Below are 17,692 nucleotides of genomic sequence, written 5' to 3'. Positions count from 1 at the left end.
AGTCCATTCACGGAGAGATGTAGAAAAACTCAGGTGCGATCGAGACAGGAATGATCGACAGCGTAAAATTTAATATTCCAATTGCAGATTGCGGTGATAGCGAACCAATGACTTCTTCGTTTGTCGGGATGCTAACGCCGCTTGTGCATAATGCTCAGCAACGGCAATCGCCGCACAGTTAATAATGTCTAGATTACCCGCATACTTAGGCAAATAATCACCCAGCCCCTCGACACTTAAATCAACCCGAATACCTCCTTCAATCACAACAGGCTCTCCCTCCAACTTGTAGCCAGGTACATACGCCTGAATCTTTTCCAACATTGCCAATAGTGGGGAGCGCAATGCATCTGTATCAACTGCATCACAATAGGCCGTCACACTGGTCAGCATACGCGTTTCAGGATTCACTTCATCTACAAACAACTCAACATCAAAATCTTTGACACCGGTATATTTTTTCAAACCCGCTTTAGTGTTGTGATAATACTCATCAAGGTTGGCCAGAGTTCCGGGGCCAATAGAGTTGGGAGAGACAATCGATCTAACCGCGATTTTTTGTACCCCGGGAATTGCGCTGGCCAATACTTGCGCAACAGGAATAGATGACTGGCCGCCGCAAGAAATCATACTGATATTTTTATTTTCGAGTACTTCCCTCATTCCGAATGCTGGCACACAGCACTCGCCTATTTGTGAAGGGGTCATATCTATCGCAAGAATACCCAAGCGATCAAATACTTGCGCATGCTCAATGTGATTGGCTGCGGATGTCGCATCAAACACAATATCACAGCGATAACGTGGCTCAAAAAACGCATTGATCCCTTGATCTGATACCGGAACACCCAATTCCGAGGCGAAAGACATTCCTGCCGATTGCAAATTTCTACCAGAAAAAATGACGCACTCCATCCAGGGGGAACGCCGTACTTTCACCAGTAGATCCACACCAATTTTTCCTGTCCCGATGATTCCCACCCGCAAACGGCCAGATGTAGATTCACTCGTACCCTTATTATTCTGTAAAAAGTTGTTCGTTAAAAAGCTACCCTGTAAAAAATCACCACTCAATAACGCTTTAATGAACTGCATAATTTGATCCTTGAAAATTATCTCATTAACCGATTTACATCTCGGGGGTCAGAACACAGCTCAAAGATTTCATAATCATTTTGTCAATGAAATACCAAATATTGATTTTCGCGAACCACATCTCAGATAAAAATATTAATTTGTAAAGAAAAAAATATAGGCTAGAAACAAAAATTTATTGACCAATTACCACGCTTCAATAGATTCGTTTAATACGATAAATATGCAACACAAATAAATCCAGATTAATTTTTAATCAAGGTTATGACTCAAAAAACTGTCTCACGAAACTTTAGGCGACACATTTTTTTTAAACGACTGAAAAAGCCTATTAAATAAATGATGAGGTCGTCATAATCGTCCGCCCGTTAACAATTATTAACCAAACATTTCACAAAAGAATTAATGCAGCAATGTGCATGGGCTGCCTTGTCGTTATGTTGCTGCTGTTAATACAACAAAAATCCTGACAGCTAACATAAATGTTTGTTAGCTAATCATTAGTAGCAACCAATAACAGTGAAGCGATACTTTGATCTGAGGTTTTGTCGAAGTAAAAGGTAAATTTTTGACAGTTGACAACCAAAGGAGCATCAAGTGGTTAAACAACCCAAGTATTATTTTGAGGCCATTTTGGGAATTAATGCGCCGTGGTCAGCACATGATGTGAATATCGACGAAAAGAATAAAATAATCCAAATTACACTTTCCCATCATGTGGAAAAATCGCGGTTTTCCTTTTTTTCAAAGGGAAACGATACTGATAATAATAAAATAGTGGATACCGGCTTAAACAAACGCTGGCTTCACAGCAGCATTGGCTATTACAGCTGTCATATAGTCTCATCGTTTTACGACCCCAGTATTTCGGGAGCAGGCATTAGTAGAGAAGCACTTTTGCAACCCAATTTTTTGGGTGACCCCAACCGCAACTATACTCATCAATTACGCCAGGAAGTCGCACTCGCGCACATTCGCGGCATTGCACCTGACGCTATCGCCAATATGTTGCGACTTGACCAGTCCCTGGTTGATGAAATTTTAAATGACATTGAAAAAACCCCGGAATCCTATCGTCTAGCAACCTGTCTGCCGTGCGAATCCGATCCCATCTGGGAAAGTATGATTTACGATAAATTTCATTTGAAAACCCAGCTGTTCCCATTAAAACTCATGCTGTCCAAACTAAAGCTCAGCATGATTGATCCTAAGGTTGAAGTGAAGCTATCGGACTCGGTCAACGAGTTGCGTAAATTTTTTATTTCGCATATCAATGCGCTGGATGCTGAAATTAGCCAAATATCGGCACTTTCAATGAAGAAACAATCTGTTGAAGAGCGTCGTAGCGTCACCACCAAATTGGTTTTACCTGCATTGAAGAATAGTATTTGGTTAAAGCTGGTTACCGGTAAAATTGACCTTGGCTCAACCAACATGCCGCTGAATCTGTTTTTGGTTCGCCTGCGTCATGCGTTCCAGAATACCGACGATAATAATGCGCGGGTCTTTGCACTTAACTCCTTGCGCGAGTTTTTCCGCAAAAACGCACGCAACCTCAAAAAAGAATTGGTGCAGATTAATCAATTAATGAATGCGCCAGAAGAAGCCCAATACTCACTGCCCGACGAGCGCAGCGAAATATGGAAGCGCATCTTAAAAGATGACAGTTTCATCCCGAGTTCACATATTGCCTATAAGCTCTTACTCTCCAATTTGCGGTCACAGATTCTCATGAACCCGGATCCGGTAGTCGAGCTTAATGCCGTAAGACGCGTAAGGGATTTTATCAAACACAACCAGCGATTTATGCAACAAGAGCTTCGCATGGTTTTAAGCAATAGCCGCTAAACATTCATTAGATCGTTCAGGAGATCTTGCATGGCACAAGACGCCGACATCAGCATTCGCAGTGCGCTCATCAACCGCGATCAGCTTATTGAAAAAATTAACAAAGGTGAATATCTGGTCATCGCTGCTGATGAATCAGTGTTGACTGATCTTCCTTCAGGCAATTGGATTGCAGGAACCATCCCCTACTTTATGACTGCTGAGGGCGGCAAAGTAGATCGCGAAAAGATTTTCGTAAATACCATTGAGGGCGTGCAACCGAATAATGCACCACGTATTACGTTATACGATGGCAACTCTATCGCACGTATTGCACAAGAAGCACCTGAGCACGGTTTCACCATCATCATTTTACCGGCTATGTCAGAAGTACATTTGTCCTATGCGCAAAATGCACCTGACTATCCCAATATGTATTTTTCACCCATTATTGGTTGGATTTCCGGCGTACACCTGGATGATATTGGTAGCCGCAGTGCCAAAGTGGGTTTTGGCCCCGCACGCGGTATGCTCTTCGACCAACAAGCGGTCGCGATGCATATTCCGCTCCCCACAAACCAACTGGCGAATATCAATATCGTCAACCTGTTTAGCCAGGGTGATGGGCCTGAAATCAAATTCAAAAGCACCGGCTTCAGCGTAAGCGATTGCACCATCAACGGTGAAGCAGCGAATCTGGCGGACTACATTAAATACGCAAAAGTCGATACCCGCCTGCCATTAGTGGCAAATTACTCGGGTGTGATGATTAACGTGAGCATCCAACAAGTAAATGAATCCAATAACAAGGTGGATCTCTACGCACCAGTATTTGCCGATATCAGCTATCGCTTCGCAAAACCGGTGGAGAATTATATTGAGAGTTTTAATAAAGAGCTTTCAGCATCAGCAAGTGAGGGAATTTCATTCTCGTGCAACTGCATACTGAATTATCTTTATTCAGAGCTGGAAGGTAAAAAGACCCGCGATTTAACCGGCCCCATTACCTTTGGGGAGGTGGCCTATCAGCTGCTCAACCAGACACTGGTTTATCTCAGTATTAGTGGCGGATCACGCTAACGACATGACGTAAGAAAGCTTGGTGTAATAAAGAAAGGCGGATGCTTATCACATCCGCCTTTTTTATCGCATCAACTTTTTTATTGAATAATTAATTGGAAGGAGCGGCAACATTCTATCGCCCTGCCCCATAGGCTTGAATATATTTCTGTAACGCCTTTTCATTGTTCTTAATAAAATCGATATCGCTTTTTGGCACAGCCAGGACAGCAGGGTCCGCTTTTTCTTTGAGTTGCTTTTCCTGTTCTTCGGTCACCTTACCCAAATCGCCAAACAAAAAATAAGCGGCTATCGCATTGCCCAGCTTGGTGCTCAAGCGCATATATTCGCCCACGGATTTCCAACCATGTTTTTGCGTAATCTGGTTAGCACTTTCCAGAAGATTGTTGGATTTCAGCAGCGCATTAATTTTCTGGTCTTGCTCTGCAGGCGGCAAGGCCTCAAAAGCCTTAAGCGCAGCATCTGTCGCATGCATTGCATCCACAACCTGCACAATCGGCGCTATATCGCGGTTGCTTTGCATCCAGCGCGCTACAGACTGTGCATTCAGATTTTTATTATCAGGCAATAATTGTGCACTTGCAGATGCACAACAGACACATAACACCCAGGTGATGTAGTTTAAAAATACTCTGCCCATTAGCATGTCCACACACTCAAGATAAACGCAGCGTAATCGCTGTCGTCAACGACCAGACCCAAAAGAAAAAGAATACCAAGAAGGGCGTTAATATGCCGAGCGATAAGCCCGCAACACCTTTGCCCTCATAAAATGGATAAAATACAAATAGCTGAATCAATGTAGGAATTAACGCGATCACAAAACTGCGCGCGAAAATGCTGCTGGCAAAAATGGGTAATAAAAATAAAAAGCCCCATAAGCCACCCCACACAATTCGCGGATACATCCAGTGCGGCGATACAGATCCGGCCAATTGAACATTAAGGGATTGGGTAATCCCATAGCGGGAAAACAGCCACATCACTACACACATCACCAAGCCACCGAGGCAACCAGCAGCAAACACAACCAAGCCATTTTTCATAGATTTATCCCGACTAAAAAATACTACTGCCAAGTGTTGGCAGCCGACTTCATTAATACTGACCGCCAGTTTATCACCGCGGCTTAACACTTGGTTACACGAATATTGATGATTGAGCTGCTACAATAACGGCCTAAAATTTAGCCAGCCCCTCTTATTTCTCACCGGCGATTGCACTATGTTTCGTTTTTTTGAAAGCCTGATTAAACCTTTCCCTCCGCAAGACCCAACAGAACCACCCAAAACCCTGTATGCGTTTTGCCGTCATTACAGCCGGGGGGCAGAAGTATATTTATTAGGCATGGCCCTGTTTACCGGTCTGATCGCGATAATGGAGGTATCGTTATTTGGCTTCCTTGGGGATCTAGTTGATACACTCAACAAACATACACCAGACACTTTTTGGAGTGAATCCCATACGCAGTTAATCTGGATGGGCTTTATTTTGCTCATCGCTCTCCCCGTTTGCGTGTTGCTGCATTCACTGTTAATGCACCAGACGCTGCTGGGAAACTTCCCTATGCGTATTCGTTGGCAGGCACACCGTTATCTACTCGGCCAAAGCTACCAGTTTTATCAAAATGAATTCGCCGGGCGCGTAGCCACTAAAGTCATGCAGACCGCCCTTGCAGTGCGCGAAACCATCATGAAGCTACTCGACGTGCTCTTGTATGTAATTGTGTATTTCACCGGCATTCTGGTGCTTTCGGCTTCGCTCGATTGGCGTTTGGCAATACCGCTGGTTGCGTGGTTTATCGCTTATTCTGCGTTGCTTTATTATTTTTTGCCGCGTCTCGCCAAAATATCTGCCGCGCAAGCGCACGCGCGCTCCGATATGACCGGCCGCTTGGTAGATACCTACACCAATATTTCTACCGTGAAATTGTTTTCCCACTCCAATCGCGAAGCCGATTACGCCAAAAAAGGCATGGAATATTTTTTAACGACTGTGCATCCGCAGATGCGCTTGGCAACACTCTTGGGTAGTGCCGTATGGGCGATAAATGCCCTGCTGATTTTTGCAATTGCCGCCGTATCACTGTGGCTCTGGTCAAGCGCTGCAATAACCACCGGCGCCATTGCAGCCGCAGTCGGTTTGGTATTGCGCTTGAATGGAATGGCACAGTGGATTATGTGGGAAGTCTCGGCACTGTTTGAAAACATGGGCACAGCACGCGATGGTTTAAATACACTGTCGATTCCACGTGAAGTACAAGATAAACCCAATGCGCCCCCTTTACTTATCCAGCAAAGCCAGATCGATTTTAAATCCGTGCGTTTTAATTACGGTAAAAAAGATGGATTACTGCAGCAGTTTGATTTGCATATTAACGCCGGTGAAAAAATTGGTTTGGTCGGCCGCTCCGGCGCGGGCAAATCCACTTTAGTAAATTTATTATTGCGTTTTTATGATGTCGATGACGGGACAATTTTAATTGATGGCCAAAACATCGCGGACATCAAACAAGAGAGCCTGCGCGCGCAAATCGGCATGGTTACGCAAGATACATCGCTACTCCACCGCTCCATTCGAGACAACCTGCTCTATGGCAAACCCGATGCAACCGAAGAAGAGATGATCTGCGCCGCCAAGCAGGCAGAAGCGCACGATTTTATTATGAGCCTCAGTGACAATGAAGGCCGCAAAGGCTATGACGCCCATGTAGGTGAGCGCGGTGTGAAATTGTCCGGCGGCCAGCGCCAGCGCATCGCCATCGCCCGCGTACTGATAAAAAACGCACCGATTTTAATTATGGATGAAGCGACCTCCGCGCTAGACTCGGAAGTGGAAGCCGCCATCCAAACCAATTTAAATACGTTGATGCAAGGCAAAACGGTGATTGCTATTGCGCACCGTTTATCCACTATTGCTGCGCTGGATCGTTTAATCGTATTGGATAAAGGCCAGATTATCGAGCAGGGAACACACAACGAATTGATCGCTTTGGGCGGTGTTTATGCGCACTTGTGGGCGCATCAGTCAGGCGGATTTTTGGGGGAGTTTTAACAAGCATTAAAAAAGCAGCAAGTCTATGAGTTTTCTTGCTGCTTCGGGCAAAGTGACTAAGCAGGTGTGTCATCCGGCTTGTCGTACCAAACACCGTATTTATCGCCCTGCCATACCAATAGGTGGAAAAAATACGCGGTTAGTAAAAATGCCAAACCACCGGGTAATGCTTTAGGGTCAAACCACGCCAACGCACAGAGTGCGAATCCGCAAGCATGGCAAAAAAACATACCCCTCACACTGGATTTACGCAAAGGTTTAAAACTTAGGTAATTAATAAAAAACCACCATTTCAACCACAACGGCTGGTTACGCCACACATCAGAATTTTTATCTATCATCATTCGCTCCTGGTTCAGGGTTGCTACATCCACTTCAAGCACAGAGGCGAGGCATTTAAGTGATTCCACACTGGCGTTATTGCCGCTTTCAATCCGCTGAATGGTTCTGACATTCAAGCCAGACATTTGCGCTAATTGCTCTTGGGAGAGATGGCGACTAATACGCAGTTCTTTAAGAATCATTTATTTACTCCAACCTGTGTGAACCCGGATTATTACTAATAGCACACCTTGTCGGGTACGGCAGCTACCCGACTTTCACCCGACACAGATGCTGATTAGATTGCGAGGATTCTTTTTTGGCGAGAATTCGTGCGGCGTTATTTTTTTGCGAAATACACATCCCAAATTACCAGCAGGATTCCCACAAAAAATCCTACATGGGCAAGCATTGCACCTATGGCAAACAACCAGCTCAGCAATACGGGATTGCCATCAGCAGGGCCGAAGGCGCTATAAAGCATAATCGGTGCGGCGCAGACGAGAACCAACATTAAACTCAGTGCAATAATTTTTATACCGCGCAATGATTTACTGCGCAACACGGCGCGGATTGGATTCCACATAAGGGTTACCACATAAGGTCGTCGGGAATAACGTAATCCTTGTAGGGATCATCTTCGTCAACCTTGCTTTCGGTTTTGGTATTGGCGACCACGACAAATTTTTCGTCGCGCTGCGCAATTTTGTCAGCAACTATGCGCGGTACAACTTCATACCCCTCGCCCAATTTCACTACTGCCAATAACCCACGCACAATTTGCTCAAGTACCAAGGGCGATACACGCATTTTTTTGATGAGTTTGCCATCGGTAAAGTTATATTCCACATCGCCATTGCCTGCACCTTTGGGTTGGCGATGGTTTTCGATGAGCTGTTTGATTTGGGCGGCTATGGCTTTTTGTTGCAGTTCCAAATCGCGCTGGCGATTTAATTCGCGGTCGCGTTCAACTTTTTCCAAGCGGGCTTGTTCAGCGGATTGTTTTACTTCATCGACCACTTCTTCATTGGAGCGACGCGCAACATTGGTTTCTTTGCGTTTTTCTTTATTGGCCTGTTTGGCTTTTTTGGTGTCTATCAAACCGGCTTTGAGCAGTTGATCTTGTAGAGAGGCCATAAAAAATTCCGATCAAATATAGTGATTAGCAGGGTAATGCGCCCTCACCCATTGCGCGCGCCTAGCGATGGCAGCGCGTTTGTCTTCGCTCTGGTTATCCAGATGCTTGACTTGTAAGGCCAAGCGAGGATGCTGTTGAAAACGCGCTCGGTGCTTCTGCAAAAATTCCCAGTACAGGGTGGTAAATGGGCAGGCGTTTTCTGTTTCAGCCTCGTCCGGCTTGTACCGGCAGTGATCGCAATAATTGCTCATTTTGGCAATGTAGCGACCCGTGGCGATATAGGGCTTGGAAGCCATTATGCCACCATCAGCGTATTGGCTCATCCCTAATACGTTGGGCAATTCAACCCATTCGACGGCATCGACATACATGGCCAAATACCATGCATGGATTTGTTCGGGGCGTGATTGCCAAAGCTGGGCAAAAAGGCCAGTGACCATTAGCCGCTGAATATGATGACCATAGCCTGTGTCCAATACCTGCCGAATACTGTGGCTCAGGCACGCCATGTCTACGTCGCCGTGCCAGTAAAAATCCGGCAGATTATGTTGAGCATCCAATGCATTCATCTCCTTCCATTCCGGCATTAGGCTCCAATAAAGACCGCGCACATATTCGCGCCATCCCAGAATCTGGCGAATAAAACCCTCCACGGCATTGAGTGGCGCATGGCCGCGGCTGTACGCATGCTCTGCCACCTGCACAACTTCCATTGGCGATAACAATTTAAGATTGAGTGCTGCCGAGATCCGCGAATGGTAGAGCCAGGGCTCGCCAGTCCACATGGCATCCTGATATTCACCGAACAGCGGTAAATTTTTTTCGACAAAGAAATCCAGCAGCGCAAGCGCTTGCTGGCGATTCACTGGCCAACCAAAACTCAATAAATTACCGGGATTGTCTGGGAAAAACGCTGCGACAGAATCGATCGCACCCTGGGTAATTTTATCGACCGGAAAAACCAAAGCGCTGTCCAATAACCCCGGCCCTGCTTTGCCAAAGGTGCCGCGATTGTCTTTATCGTAATTCCAATCGCCGCCGACGGGCACATCGCCGTTCATTAATATTCCCGTGCGTTTACGCAACTGACGATACCAATATTCCATGCGCAATTGCTTTTTACCTTTTTTCCACGCGCTAAATTCACCCGGCTTGGCGATAAAATGATTATCGGCCAGCACATCAAGGGTCAGGTTGTTATCGGTACAACAACGCTTTATTTCCTGCAGTACACGATAATCACCGGGTAACACAACGCGCAGTTGAGTCACCGCATAATGTCGCAGAGTTGCGTTAATCGCCGCGGTGAAATCCGGCTGCTCATGCTCTTCAAGCGAGTAGTAAACCAGCGGTAATTTTTCATCGCGCAGTTCTTGGGCGAAATGGCGCATGGCGGCAAGAAACAAGGTGCTCCGCTGTTTGCTTGAGTGAACATGGGTACTTTCGCCGAGGGTTTCTGCCATCCATAGGAGATCCTGCGCAGGATCGAAACCGGCAAAAACAAGGCTGTCGCGATTGAGTTGGTCGCCGAGTATCAGGCACAAGTGACGTATTTTTTTCATTGGGGGGATTGCTTCCTGTTACTACGAGCGGCTGTGCTGCAGGCGGTGGAACAGTACTTGACCTCCAACCAAACCTTTTCCCATTTTTTTCGCCAGGTGTATGGACGCTGGCAATGCTGGCAAATTTTTTGAGGCAAGTGCTGTTTTTTCATACTGCGCGCTTTTTCGGAAATAGGCTTTTTGATTCTATCTGTCCATTACGAAAAATATCGGCGCTGGTATCATTCGCTGCCCACTTAATTCGACTGAACAGACCAATGCCATCACCACACATCAAAACCTGGGATATCTTCTGCCGTGTCATCGACAACTTTGGCGATATAGGCGTCTGCTGGCGACTGGCGCGGCAGTTGGCCGAGGAACACCAACAAGCGGTAAGGTTATGGGTCGATGACCTGGATTCGCTGATACGCATATGGCCTGAAACCCTCCAGTTGGAGCAACAACAGGTCGCGGGCATTGAGGTATGCCGCTGGAACACGGAATTTGACGCGGATGTGCAGATTGCAGACGTGGTTATCGAAGCCTTTGCCTGCGATATTCCGACTCTTTATTTGGACAAGATGGCGCAACTCAAACGCATCGGCCAAACGCCTGTATGGATTAATCTCGATTATTTGAGTGCAGAGAGTTGGGTCGAAGAATTTCATGGCATGCCTTCCGCCCACCCAACAACTGGCCTGCGCAAAACCTTTTTCTTCCCCGGTTTTACCGCGCGCACCGGCGGGTTGTTGCGCGAAGGGTCATTAATCAGCGCACGCGATTCGTTTGACGCGGCACATTGGCTGATCAACATGGGCATTGAGCCGCAACCAGAGGCGCTGCTTGTATCCCTTTTTGCCTACGAAAATCCAGCCGTTGCCAGCCTGCTGGCGGCTTGGGCAAACTCAAACAAGCCGGTTCACTGTCTGGTGCCCAGCGGTAAAATCCTGACCAGCATCAACGAGACGATCAAGCAGGAATTAGTCGTTGACGATATCTACCTGCAGGGGAACCTGCGCTTACAAGTCATCCCTTTTGTCACCCAGACCGATTACGACAAGCTGCTTTGGGCGTGCGATATCAATTTCGTACGCGGCGAGGACTCATTCGTACGGGGGCAATGGGCGGCCAAGCCAATGCTCTGGCATATCTACCCCCAGGACGAAGAGGTGCACATCACCAAACTCAATGCGTTTCTTGATCACTACACGGCGCACTGCAGCAGACCGCTGGCGAATACTATTCGTGCGACATGGCTGGCGTGGAATCAGGGCGAGAATATAGAGAGCTACTGGCATCAGCTTATACCCCAGCTAATCGAGTGGCGCGGACACAGCCAAAACTGGTGCGATTCACTGCGGAACCAGCCTGATTTGGCGACTCAATTAGTCACTTTTTCCACGAATCGCCAAGGCTAAAAAAGCACTACAGAAAAGTGATAAAGGACTGTATAGTAGCGCGCCGATTTCAAACTCGGGACGCCTGAGGGCTTTTATGCCCGCGCGCCATGCGCATCAAGGCCTCCCTCTTATTCGTTAACCTCTGCAAATACTGGGATTTACCATGAAAAATGCTCAAGAAACCCGCGCTGGCAACGTTCTGATGATCGACGGCTCACCTTGGGTTGTTCAAAAAGCGGAATACAACAAGTCTGGCCGTAACTCTGCTGTTGTAAAAATGAAGCTGAAAAACCTGCTGAACGGCATGAACACCGAAACCGTTTACCGCGCCGACGACAAATTCGAAGACATCCAATTGGATCGTAAAGAAGTAACCTACTCTTACTACGCTGATCCGATGTACGTATTTATGGATCCAGAGTTCAACCAATACGAAGTAACTGCTGAAGAGCTGGGTGACTTGCTCCCATGGATCGAAGACGGCATGGAAGATGTGTGTGATGCCGTATTCTACGAAGGCAAAGTTATCTCTGTAACTCCACCAAACGCTATCGTCCGTGAGGTTGCCTACACCGAACCAGCAGTCCGTGGCGACACCTCTGGCAAAGTGATGAAAACTGCAAAACTGGTCAATGGCACCGAATTGCAAGTTGCTGCGTTTGTTGAGATTGGCCAAAAGATCATCATCGACACCCGCACTGGCGAATATAAGTCTCGCGCTTAATTCTCCTACTTATTCAGCGGCCGTCTTGGCCGCTGAATTCAATTCCCGCGAATCACACCCTTTCTTTACTCGATTTGTTTTAGCGCCGCCTATCACTTTTAAAAACCATTCAGCACCATTCCCACTCAAGATTCAGATAAATTGCAACAATACCTCCACATTAAAAAGGAGCTATTGTTATGTACAGATTTATAAAAGCCATAATTACCTTTGTTTGCCTGATCGGATTTTCAGTACAGGCCGATGAACCAGTACCGCAATCACTTGAAGAATTAAAAACAGCCATCGAAAAAATTCGTCAGGATACCAACACTCCTGCCCTTGGCATTGCTCTGGTCAATAAAGATGGCCCTTACTGGATTGCTGGTTTAGGTGAGGCCAATATCGAAACGCACACCAAAGCCGATGAAAACACGCTGTTTCGCATAGGTTCAGTTTCTAAAATGTTTGCCGCACTTGCCGTGCTGAAATTACAAGAGGAAGGAAAACTCAATCTGAACGACAAGGTACGCGATCTAGTACCAGAAATTCAGTTTGAAAACCCTTGGGAAGAAACCCATCCCATTAAAGTTGTTCACCTACTTGAGCACACCACTGGCTGGGATGATATCCACCTTGCTGAATACGCCTTTTCAGCACCGGATACCATGAGTACAAAAGAGGGTCTTGATTACCATCCTGATTCACGCAAATCTCGCTGGATTCCGGGTACACGTCATGCTTATTGCAACGCAGGCGCGGCAGTAGTCGCTTATATTGTAGAAAAGATAACAGGCAAAAAATACGAAGACTATATTGAAGATACTTTTTTCAAACCACTGGATATGCAATCCACCAGCTATTTCCAAACCGATTTGTATCAGCAAAAAGGCGCAACACTTTATACCAACAATAAACCGGAAAATTATTGGCATATCATTCACAGAGCCGCAGGCTCCATTAATTCATCTCCCAAAGATATGGCGAATTTTGTGCAATTTTTATTATTGCGCGGAGCAACGCCCAGTCAGCAAATAGTTTCAAGTACCGCTATTGATCGCATGGAAACACCGGAAACAACACTTGGAAATCTTTCCGGTATTAAATCAGGTTATGGATTGGCAAATTACACAAGTGGCCACAAAGATTTTCATATTGCATTTCGCGGCCATAACGGCGGGGTGTTCGGTGGACTTACTGAATTAAGTTACAACAATGAACTAGGCACTGGTTATGTCTTTATGATCAATGCAGGAAACTGGCTTGCATTCGATAAAATTTCAAAAACTATTCGCGCTTATTTACTGAAAAATCATAAGGTTAATAAACCGCAACCTATAGCACTCCCAGAAAAATTTAAATCTCTCGGCGGCTACTATGTACCTATTAATCATCGCAATCAGCTGATGCGATTAATGAATGTGACTTTTGGTGTTATGAAATTTCAGACTGATGATACTTACTTGCACCGTCATCCTCTACTGGGAGGATGGGAGCACCCGAGTCAAGACTATGCAACAAATGAAGATTACTTGATTGATAGCTGGACTGGATTACCATCAATCGCATTGGTAGATGATCCCATTGAAGGAAATGCAATTCAGGTTAACACAGATTTATTCAAGCCGGCCTCAGCCCTCCAAGTATTTGGCATGATCGGTCTCTACGCCGCACTGCTTATTACTACTTTATGCAGTTTACTTGCAATTGTTATCTGGGGCTTTCGCAGGCTAGCCAAAAAAACACCAGCTGACCCTAGCGTCTGGATTCGCATTTGGCCATTAGCTGCAAGCCTGATATTTATTGGATTCGCAGTCAGTCTTTCTCTCGGTGGATTATTCATACAATCTTTTGCAAACATCTCGCCCTTATCAATTACTATTTTCTTGCTAAGTATTACGTACCCAATCGTGTCAATTGCTAGTGCAGTCATATTATTTAAGTATCGCCAACATTCAATATCAAGCTGGATATTCTGGTACGCATTTATATACACTGGGTTAAATCTATTGATGGCCACTCACCTGGCTTATTATGGATTGTTCGCACTCAAAACCTGGTCCTAACTGATGAACTTTAATTTTTTCCCGCGCAACAAGACATTTTGGATGTACCACGGATCTATCTTGTTGATTATGACGTTGGCACAAACCGTTATTATCTTGCTGTGGCGGGAAGAAATTCTTTTTAACTTTGTGGGTGGGCTACTATGGCTCCCCCTGTTTACACTGGCAACACTCTATTATCGATACCTATATAAAAATCATCAGTGGCAAGAACTAAATACGGCAAAAAATATTTTAGTTGTAACGAGTTATAGTTTAATTGGCGGCCTCATTGTCACCGTCATTATGCTTGGCTCGATTATTCCGTTTTTTTGGGAAGATATGAATAAAGCGGCTGCTGAACATAAAACAACTGCCTCAACAATAATCACGCAAATGCTTATCGGCAATTGGCTTCAAACCCAACTATTTATTGGTGGATGGATTTTTGTCTACATCAGCATCACAACCAAGCAGCGAATTAAAGAAGCCGATGTAACCAACTTAAAACTTCAAAATAGCCTCAAAGAAGCTCAACTCGCCAACCTGACCAATCAACTCAACCCGCATTTTTTATTTAACACACTCAACAACATTAAATTCACCGTGCGTAAAGACCCCTTAAAATCCGAAAAAATGATCACAGACTTATCAGATATTTTGAGATATTCATTGGAATCCAGCAAAAATGAAAAAGTTCAGCTTTCTGATGAGCTGGAAATAGTTAACCGTTACATTGCCATCATCAAAGTACACATGGAAAACAGATTACACTTTGAAAGTGACATACCAGAAAACCTGTATTCTAATTTTATTCCTCCTATGATTTTGCAAATGCTTATAGAGAATTCGATTAAGCATGGTATAGAAAAATTGCGCTATGGTGGAAAAGTTCAGTTGATGGCCGAAGCCACTGCACATTCCATCACCTTCAAAATCACCAATGATATTCCGCATACAGAAATACCAACAACGCAAAGCACAGGTATAGGCTTACGCAATATTGAGCAACGGCTTAAACTGCTGTACGGCAACGCCGCAACCATAAGCACCCATGGACACGACCAACAATTTATAGTCACACTGACCCTTCCGCGAGAAATACGCTAATGAAAGCTATAGTGGTTGAAGATTCCCGCATCGCCCGCGAAGGATTGATAGAAATGCTGGGTGAATTTGCAGAAGTAGACATTGTCGGTGAAGCTGAGCACCCTACCCCGGCACTTGAACTTATTCGGGAAAAACGTCCTGACGTTATTTTTTTAGATATCCATATGCCCGGAGAGACTGGTTTTGAGTTGCTGGAAAAGCTGGATTATATACCGCGCATTATTTTTACAACGGCTTACTCTGAGTACGCAATCAAATCCTTCGACTACCATACTATCGATTACCTATTAAAACCTATCAGCCAGGAGCGACTGGCCTTAGCTATTGCAAAACTTAACACCAGCACTGATGAAACAGCGCAAGGAATCAAACCTGCGCTGGAAATGAATAACAAGATATTTGTGAAAGATGACGACAAGTGCCACTTGGTAACACTGGAATCTATACGTTATTTTGAAAGCTGCAAAAATCATGTGCGGATATTTTTCAACCAGGAATCAGCCTTTGTCAAAAAATCGCTAAGTCAAATTGAGGAGCGCTTACCCAGGAAATTTTTCTTTCGCGCCAATCGCCAATTTATTGTTAACTTGCAAGCGATTAGCACCATCGAAGAAGGCATCCGCGATGGCTATGTGATCACCATGAATAACGGTACAACTATTGATATTTCACGCCGGCAAGCAACAGACTTAAAGGATATATTGAGTTTTTAATTGACCATATTGTTATTATTTTCGAACCGCCCAATACAATCTCGGCAACAGCAACGCCAACAAAATCACACCAAATAACACCGCCTCAAAATAACTTGACCGCACCTGCATCAACACATGCACCCAGGCGAGGATGGCAATCAGGTAAATACTTTTGTGTAAACGCAGCCAGTTTTTCCCCAGCCTCCGCATCATCGCCTTGGTTGAGGTGACACCCAAAGCAATCAGTAAAATTACAGCGGGAATTGTGACCAGAATATAAGGCCGCTCAACCAATTCTTTACCGAAACGCGAAAAGTCCAATCCTAAAATAAAAACTAAAAATGCGAGCACATGCAAAATGGCATAAAAAAGCGTAAACAACCCCAGCATGCGCCTATGGATTTGCAACCAGCGGAAATGGAAATTTGTAAAGTTAACTAAACGCCGCAACGGCGTTACAGCGAGAGTAATGAACAAAAAGTAAATTGTCCATTCTCCCGTAAATAGCACAATTGTTTTAGCTGGGTCAGCGCCCAATTGATTGGCAAGTGTTTTATAGACAATAAATACCAGCGGTATCAATGCAAGGAAAAAAATCAGAACCCGTCGCCACAACACAGGCATAGCAATTACTCTCAATAAAATTTACGCAAATCCATATCTTTATACAGATGTGCTACCTGCTCCGCATAACCATTAAATAATTGTGTGGGAATAATATTCGGGCGTAACAAACCGCTTGGCAGACGACGCTCTTCCGCTTGGCTCCAACGCGGATGGCTCACTTGTGGGTTTACGTTGGCATAAAAGCCATATTCATCTGGCGCGATCATGCTCCAGGTGGTTTTGGGTTGCTTTTCAGTAAATTCAATTTTCACAATCGATTTGATGTATTTAAAACCATATTTCCAAGGCACCACCAAACGCAAAGGGGCGCCGTTTTGATTAGGCAGAACTTTGCCGTACAAACCAACCGCCAAGGTCGTTAACGGATGCATAGCTTCATCCATACGCAGACCTTCGCGATAGGGCCAATCAATCGTGCTAAACCGGCTTTTCTGTTCAGGCATCTCCGACGGACGTTCGAGTGTCGTGAATGCAACGTATTTTGCTTTGCTGGTCGGTTCGACGCGTTTGATTAAATCAGCGAGTGAGAATCCAACCCAAGGCACCACCATCGACCAGGCCTCAACACAACGCAGGCGATAAATTCGCTCTTCCAGTGTCACGCCTTTTAATAAATCTTCCAAGCCAAAAGTGCGGGGTTTATTTACCTCACCAACGATCTCAACTGTCCATGGATGCGGCTTTAATATATGAGACTTAGCGGCCGGATCAGTTTTATCGTAACCATATTCGTAAAAATTGTTATAGGCAGCAACATGTTCATAAGGTGTCAGAGGTTCGCTGATTTTTTCCTGATTGGCTATGGCTCCGGCAATCTGCATTTTTAACCAATCCGGGCCGGGTAAATCCTTATCAGCTACCTGCGTAGGGGTAGCAAATACATCGATTGCACTTGCGCTGACACCCATAGCTGCAACGCTCATGGCGCCACGCATAAAATCGCGCCGGGCATTGTAGATAGACTCGGGGGTAATTTCAGAAGATGGGATATCGGTGGGCTTTTTGATCAGCATACTGACCTCGATAGACAAGATGGTTGGCTTATAGACTTGC

The 17,692-nt window shown here is 45.3% G+C and carries 18 protein-coding genes; 8 read left to right on the top strand and 10 right to left on the bottom strand.

Features of this window, described 5'->3' with window-relative positions; genetic code table 11:
- Positions 1 to 69 precede the first annotated feature (69 nt).
- Positions 70 to 1,095: an acetylating acetaldehyde dehydrogenase gene (locus tag J2X05_RS05390; RefSeq protein ID WP_310069749.1), complete on the bottom strand. Its 1,026-nt coding sequence runs from the start codon at positions 1,093 to 1,095 to the stop codon at positions 70 to 72.
- A gap of 597 nt (positions 1,096 to 1,692) precedes the next feature.
- Here J2X05_RS05390 and J2X05_RS05385 point away from each other — a divergent pair.
- Both J2X05_RS05385 and J2X05_RS05380 read left to right on the top strand, forming a co-directional pair.
- Positions 1,693 to 2,943, top strand: a complete 1,251-nt coding sequence (locus J2X05_RS05385) for a hypothetical protein (RefSeq protein ID WP_310069747.1) — start codon at positions 1,693 to 1,695, stop codon at positions 2,941 to 2,943.
- A 30-nt stretch (positions 2,944 to 2,973) separates the two neighbouring features.
- Positions 2,974 to 4,002 (top strand): DUF6976 family protein, encoded by a 1,029-nt coding sequence (locus tag J2X05_RS05380; protein WP_310069744.1) that lies wholly within the window; start codon positions 2,974 to 2,976, stop codon positions 4,000 to 4,002.
- 115 nt (positions 4,003 to 4,117) lie between these two features.
- Here the strand turns inward: J2X05_RS05380 and J2X05_RS05375 are convergent, their stop codons facing one another.
- Both J2X05_RS05375 and J2X05_RS05370 read right to left on the bottom strand, forming a co-directional pair.
- Positions 4,118 to 4,642, bottom strand: coding sequence for a hypothetical protein (locus tag J2X05_RS05375; protein ID WP_310069741.1), 525 nt, complete (start codon positions 4,640 to 4,642; stop codon positions 4,118 to 4,120).
- 16 nt (positions 4,643 to 4,658) lie between these two features.
- Positions 4,659 to 5,048, bottom strand: a complete 390-nt coding sequence (locus tag J2X05_RS05370) for a hypothetical protein (protein ID WP_310069738.1) — start codon at positions 5,046 to 5,048, stop codon at positions 4,659 to 4,661.
- Between the two features lie 178 nt (positions 5,049 to 5,226).
- Here J2X05_RS05370 and J2X05_RS05365 point away from each other — a divergent pair, with 178 nt between their 5' ends.
- A complete protein-coding gene (locus J2X05_RS05365; RefSeq protein ID WP_310069734.1) occupies positions 5,227 to 7,056 on the top strand; it encodes an ABC transporter ATP-binding protein in 1,830 nt (609 codons plus the stop codon).
- A gap of 56 nt (positions 7,057 to 7,112) precedes the next feature.
- Here J2X05_RS05365 and J2X05_RS05360 read toward each other — a convergent pair whose 3' ends face one another.
- The 5 genes from J2X05_RS05360 to J2X05_RS05340 form a co-directional block, all read right to left on the bottom strand.
- A complete protein-coding gene (locus J2X05_RS05360; RefSeq protein ID WP_310069732.1) occupies positions 7,113 to 7,580 on the bottom strand; it encodes a helix-turn-helix domain-containing protein in 468 nt (155 codons plus the stop codon).
- A gap of 137 nt (positions 7,581 to 7,717) precedes the next feature.
- Positions 7,718 to 7,963, bottom strand: a complete 246-nt coding sequence (locus tag J2X05_RS05355) for a hypothetical protein (protein WP_310069729.1) — start codon at positions 7,961 to 7,963, stop codon at positions 7,718 to 7,720.
- Positions 7,964 to 7,968: 5 nt separating this feature from the next.
- Positions 7,969 to 8,514, bottom strand: coding sequence for a DUF2058 domain-containing protein (locus J2X05_RS05350; protein WP_310069725.1), 546 nt, complete (start codon positions 8,512 to 8,514; stop codon positions 7,969 to 7,971).
- Between the two features lie 12 nt (positions 8,515 to 8,526).
- Positions 8,527 to 10,077, bottom strand: coding sequence for a cryptochrome/photolyase family protein (locus J2X05_RS05345; protein WP_310069722.1), 1,551 nt, complete (start codon positions 10,075 to 10,077; stop codon positions 8,527 to 8,529).
- On the bottom strand, positions 10,074 to 10,229 hold the full coding sequence (locus tag J2X05_RS05340) for a DUF2256 domain-containing protein (protein WP_310069719.1): 156 nt from the start codon (positions 10,227 to 10,229) through the stop codon (positions 10,074 to 10,076). Before J2X05_RS05340 ends, J2X05_RS05345 begins: the two co-directional genes overlap by 4 nt.
- 105 nt (positions 10,230 to 10,334) lie before the next feature.
- On the opposite strand from J2X05_RS05340, the gene earP reads away from it, so the two are divergent.
- The 5 genes from earP to J2X05_RS05315 all read left to right on the top strand — a co-directional run bounded on the left by earP (position 10,335) and on the right by J2X05_RS05315 (position 16,030).
- Positions 10,335 to 11,477 (top strand): elongation factor P maturation arginine rhamnosyltransferase EarP, encoded by a 1,143-nt coding sequence (gene earP, locus J2X05_RS05335; RefSeq protein WP_310069716.1) that lies wholly within the window; start codon positions 10,335 to 10,337, stop codon positions 11,475 to 11,477.
- A 145-nt stretch (positions 11,478 to 11,622) separates the two neighbouring features.
- Positions 11,623 to 12,183, top strand: a complete 561-nt coding sequence (gene efp / locus J2X05_RS05330; protein WP_310069714.1) for an elongation factor P — start codon at positions 11,623 to 11,625, stop codon at positions 12,181 to 12,183.
- A 179-nt stretch (positions 12,184 to 12,362) separates the two neighbouring features.
- Positions 12,363 to 14,228: a serine hydrolase domain-containing protein gene (locus J2X05_RS05325; protein ID WP_310069711.1), complete on the top strand. Its 1,866-nt coding sequence runs from the start codon at positions 12,363 to 12,365 to the stop codon at positions 14,226 to 14,228.
- Positions 14,229 to 14,231: 3 nt separating this feature from the next.
- Complete coding sequence (locus J2X05_RS05320) at positions 14,232 to 15,317, top strand: sensor histidine kinase (RefSeq protein WP_310069708.1); 1,086 nt, start codon at positions 14,232 to 14,234, stop codon at positions 15,315 to 15,317.
- Positions 15,317 to 16,030: a LytR/AlgR family response regulator transcription factor gene (locus tag J2X05_RS05315; protein ID WP_310069707.1), complete on the top strand. Its 714-nt coding sequence runs from the start codon at positions 15,317 to 15,319 to the stop codon at positions 16,028 to 16,030. The genes J2X05_RS05320 and J2X05_RS05315 overlap by 1 nt, the downstream gene beginning before the upstream one ends.
- 15 nt (positions 16,031 to 16,045) lie before the next feature.
- Here the strand turns inward: J2X05_RS05315 and msrQ are convergent, their stop codons facing one another.
- Positions 16,046 to 16,636: a protein-methionine-sulfoxide reductase heme-binding subunit MsrQ gene (gene msrQ, locus J2X05_RS05310; protein WP_310069706.1), complete on the bottom strand. Its 591-nt coding sequence runs from the start codon at positions 16,634 to 16,636 to the stop codon at positions 16,046 to 16,048.
- Positions 16,637 to 16,647: 11 nt separating this feature from the next.
- Positions 16,648 to 17,652, bottom strand: a complete 1,005-nt coding sequence (msrP, locus tag J2X05_RS05305) for a protein-methionine-sulfoxide reductase catalytic subunit MsrP (protein ID WP_310069705.1) — start codon at positions 17,650 to 17,652, stop codon at positions 16,648 to 16,650.
- Positions 17,653 to 17,692 lie beyond the last annotated feature (40 nt).

Origin of the sequence: Cellvibrio fibrivorans (genome assembly GCF_031457055.1) — a bacterium.
GTDB classification, from domain to species: domain Bacteria; phylum Pseudomonadota; class Gammaproteobacteria; order Pseudomonadales; family Cellvibrionaceae; genus Cellvibrio; species Cellvibrio fibrivorans.
This window is presented reverse-complemented; position numbering and strand designations above follow the sequence as displayed.

What these genes read in the sequence shown, in the direction of transcription:
- J2X05_RS05390 (WP_310069749.1), bottom strand. Translation starts at nt 1,095, where the DNA reads ATGCAGTTCATTAAAGCGTTATTGAGTGGTGATTTTTTACAGGGTAGC.
- J2X05_RS05380 (WP_310069744.1), top strand. Translation starts at nt 2,974, where the DNA reads ATGGCACAAGACGCCGACATCAGCATTCGCAGTGCGCTCATCAACCGC.
- J2X05_RS05375 (WP_310069741.1), bottom strand. Translation starts at nt 4,642, where the DNA reads ATGGGCAGAGTATTTTTAAACTACATCACCTGGGTGTTATGTGTCTGT.
- J2X05_RS05370 (WP_310069738.1), bottom strand. Translation starts at nt 5,048, where the DNA reads ATGAAAAATGGCTTGGTTGTGTTTGCTGCTGGTTGCCTCGGTGGCTTG.
- J2X05_RS05365 (WP_310069734.1), top strand. Translation starts at nt 5,227, where the DNA reads ATGTTTCGTTTTTTTGAAAGCCTGATTAAACCTTTCCCTCCGCAAGAC.
- J2X05_RS05360 (WP_310069732.1), bottom strand. Translation starts at nt 7,580, where the DNA reads ATGATTCTTAAAGAACTGCGTATTAGTCGCCATCTCTCCCAAGAGCAA.
- J2X05_RS05355 (WP_310069729.1), bottom strand. Translation starts at nt 7,963, where the DNA reads ATGTGGAATCCAATCCGCGCCGTGTTGCGCAGTAAATCATTGCGCGGT.
- J2X05_RS05350 (WP_310069725.1), bottom strand. Translation starts at nt 8,514, where the DNA reads ATGGCCTCTCTACAAGATCAACTGCTCAAAGCCGGTTTGATAGACACC.
- J2X05_RS05345 (WP_310069722.1), bottom strand. Translation starts at nt 10,077, where the DNA reads ATGAAAAAAATACGTCACTTGTGCCTGATACTCGGCGACCAACTCAAT.
- J2X05_RS05340 (WP_310069719.1), bottom strand. Translation starts at nt 10,229, where the DNA reads ATGAAAAAACAGCACTTGCCTCAAAAAATTTGCCAGCATTGCCAGCGT.
- earP (WP_310069716.1), top strand. Translation starts at nt 10,335, where the DNA reads ATGCCATCACCACACATCAAAACCTGGGATATCTTCTGCCGTGTCATC.
- efp (WP_310069714.1), top strand. Translation starts at nt 11,623, where the DNA reads ATGAAAAATGCTCAAGAAACCCGCGCTGGCAACGTTCTGATGATCGAC.
- J2X05_RS05325 (WP_310069711.1), top strand. Translation starts at nt 12,363, where the DNA reads ATGTACAGATTTATAAAAGCCATAATTACCTTTGTTTGCCTGATCGGA.
- J2X05_RS05320 (WP_310069708.1), top strand. Translation starts at nt 14,232, where the DNA reads ATGAACTTTAATTTTTTCCCGCGCAACAAGACATTTTGGATGTACCAC.
- J2X05_RS05315 (WP_310069707.1), top strand. Translation starts at nt 15,317, where the DNA reads ATGAAAGCTATAGTGGTTGAAGATTCCCGCATCGCCCGCGAAGGATTG.
- msrQ (WP_310069706.1), bottom strand. Translation starts at nt 16,636, where the DNA reads ATGCCTGTGTTGTGGCGACGGGTTCTGATTTTTTTCCTTGCATTGATA.
- msrP (WP_310069705.1), bottom strand. Translation starts at nt 17,652, where the DNA reads ATGCTGATCAAAAAGCCCACCGATATCCCATCTTCTGAAATTACCCCC.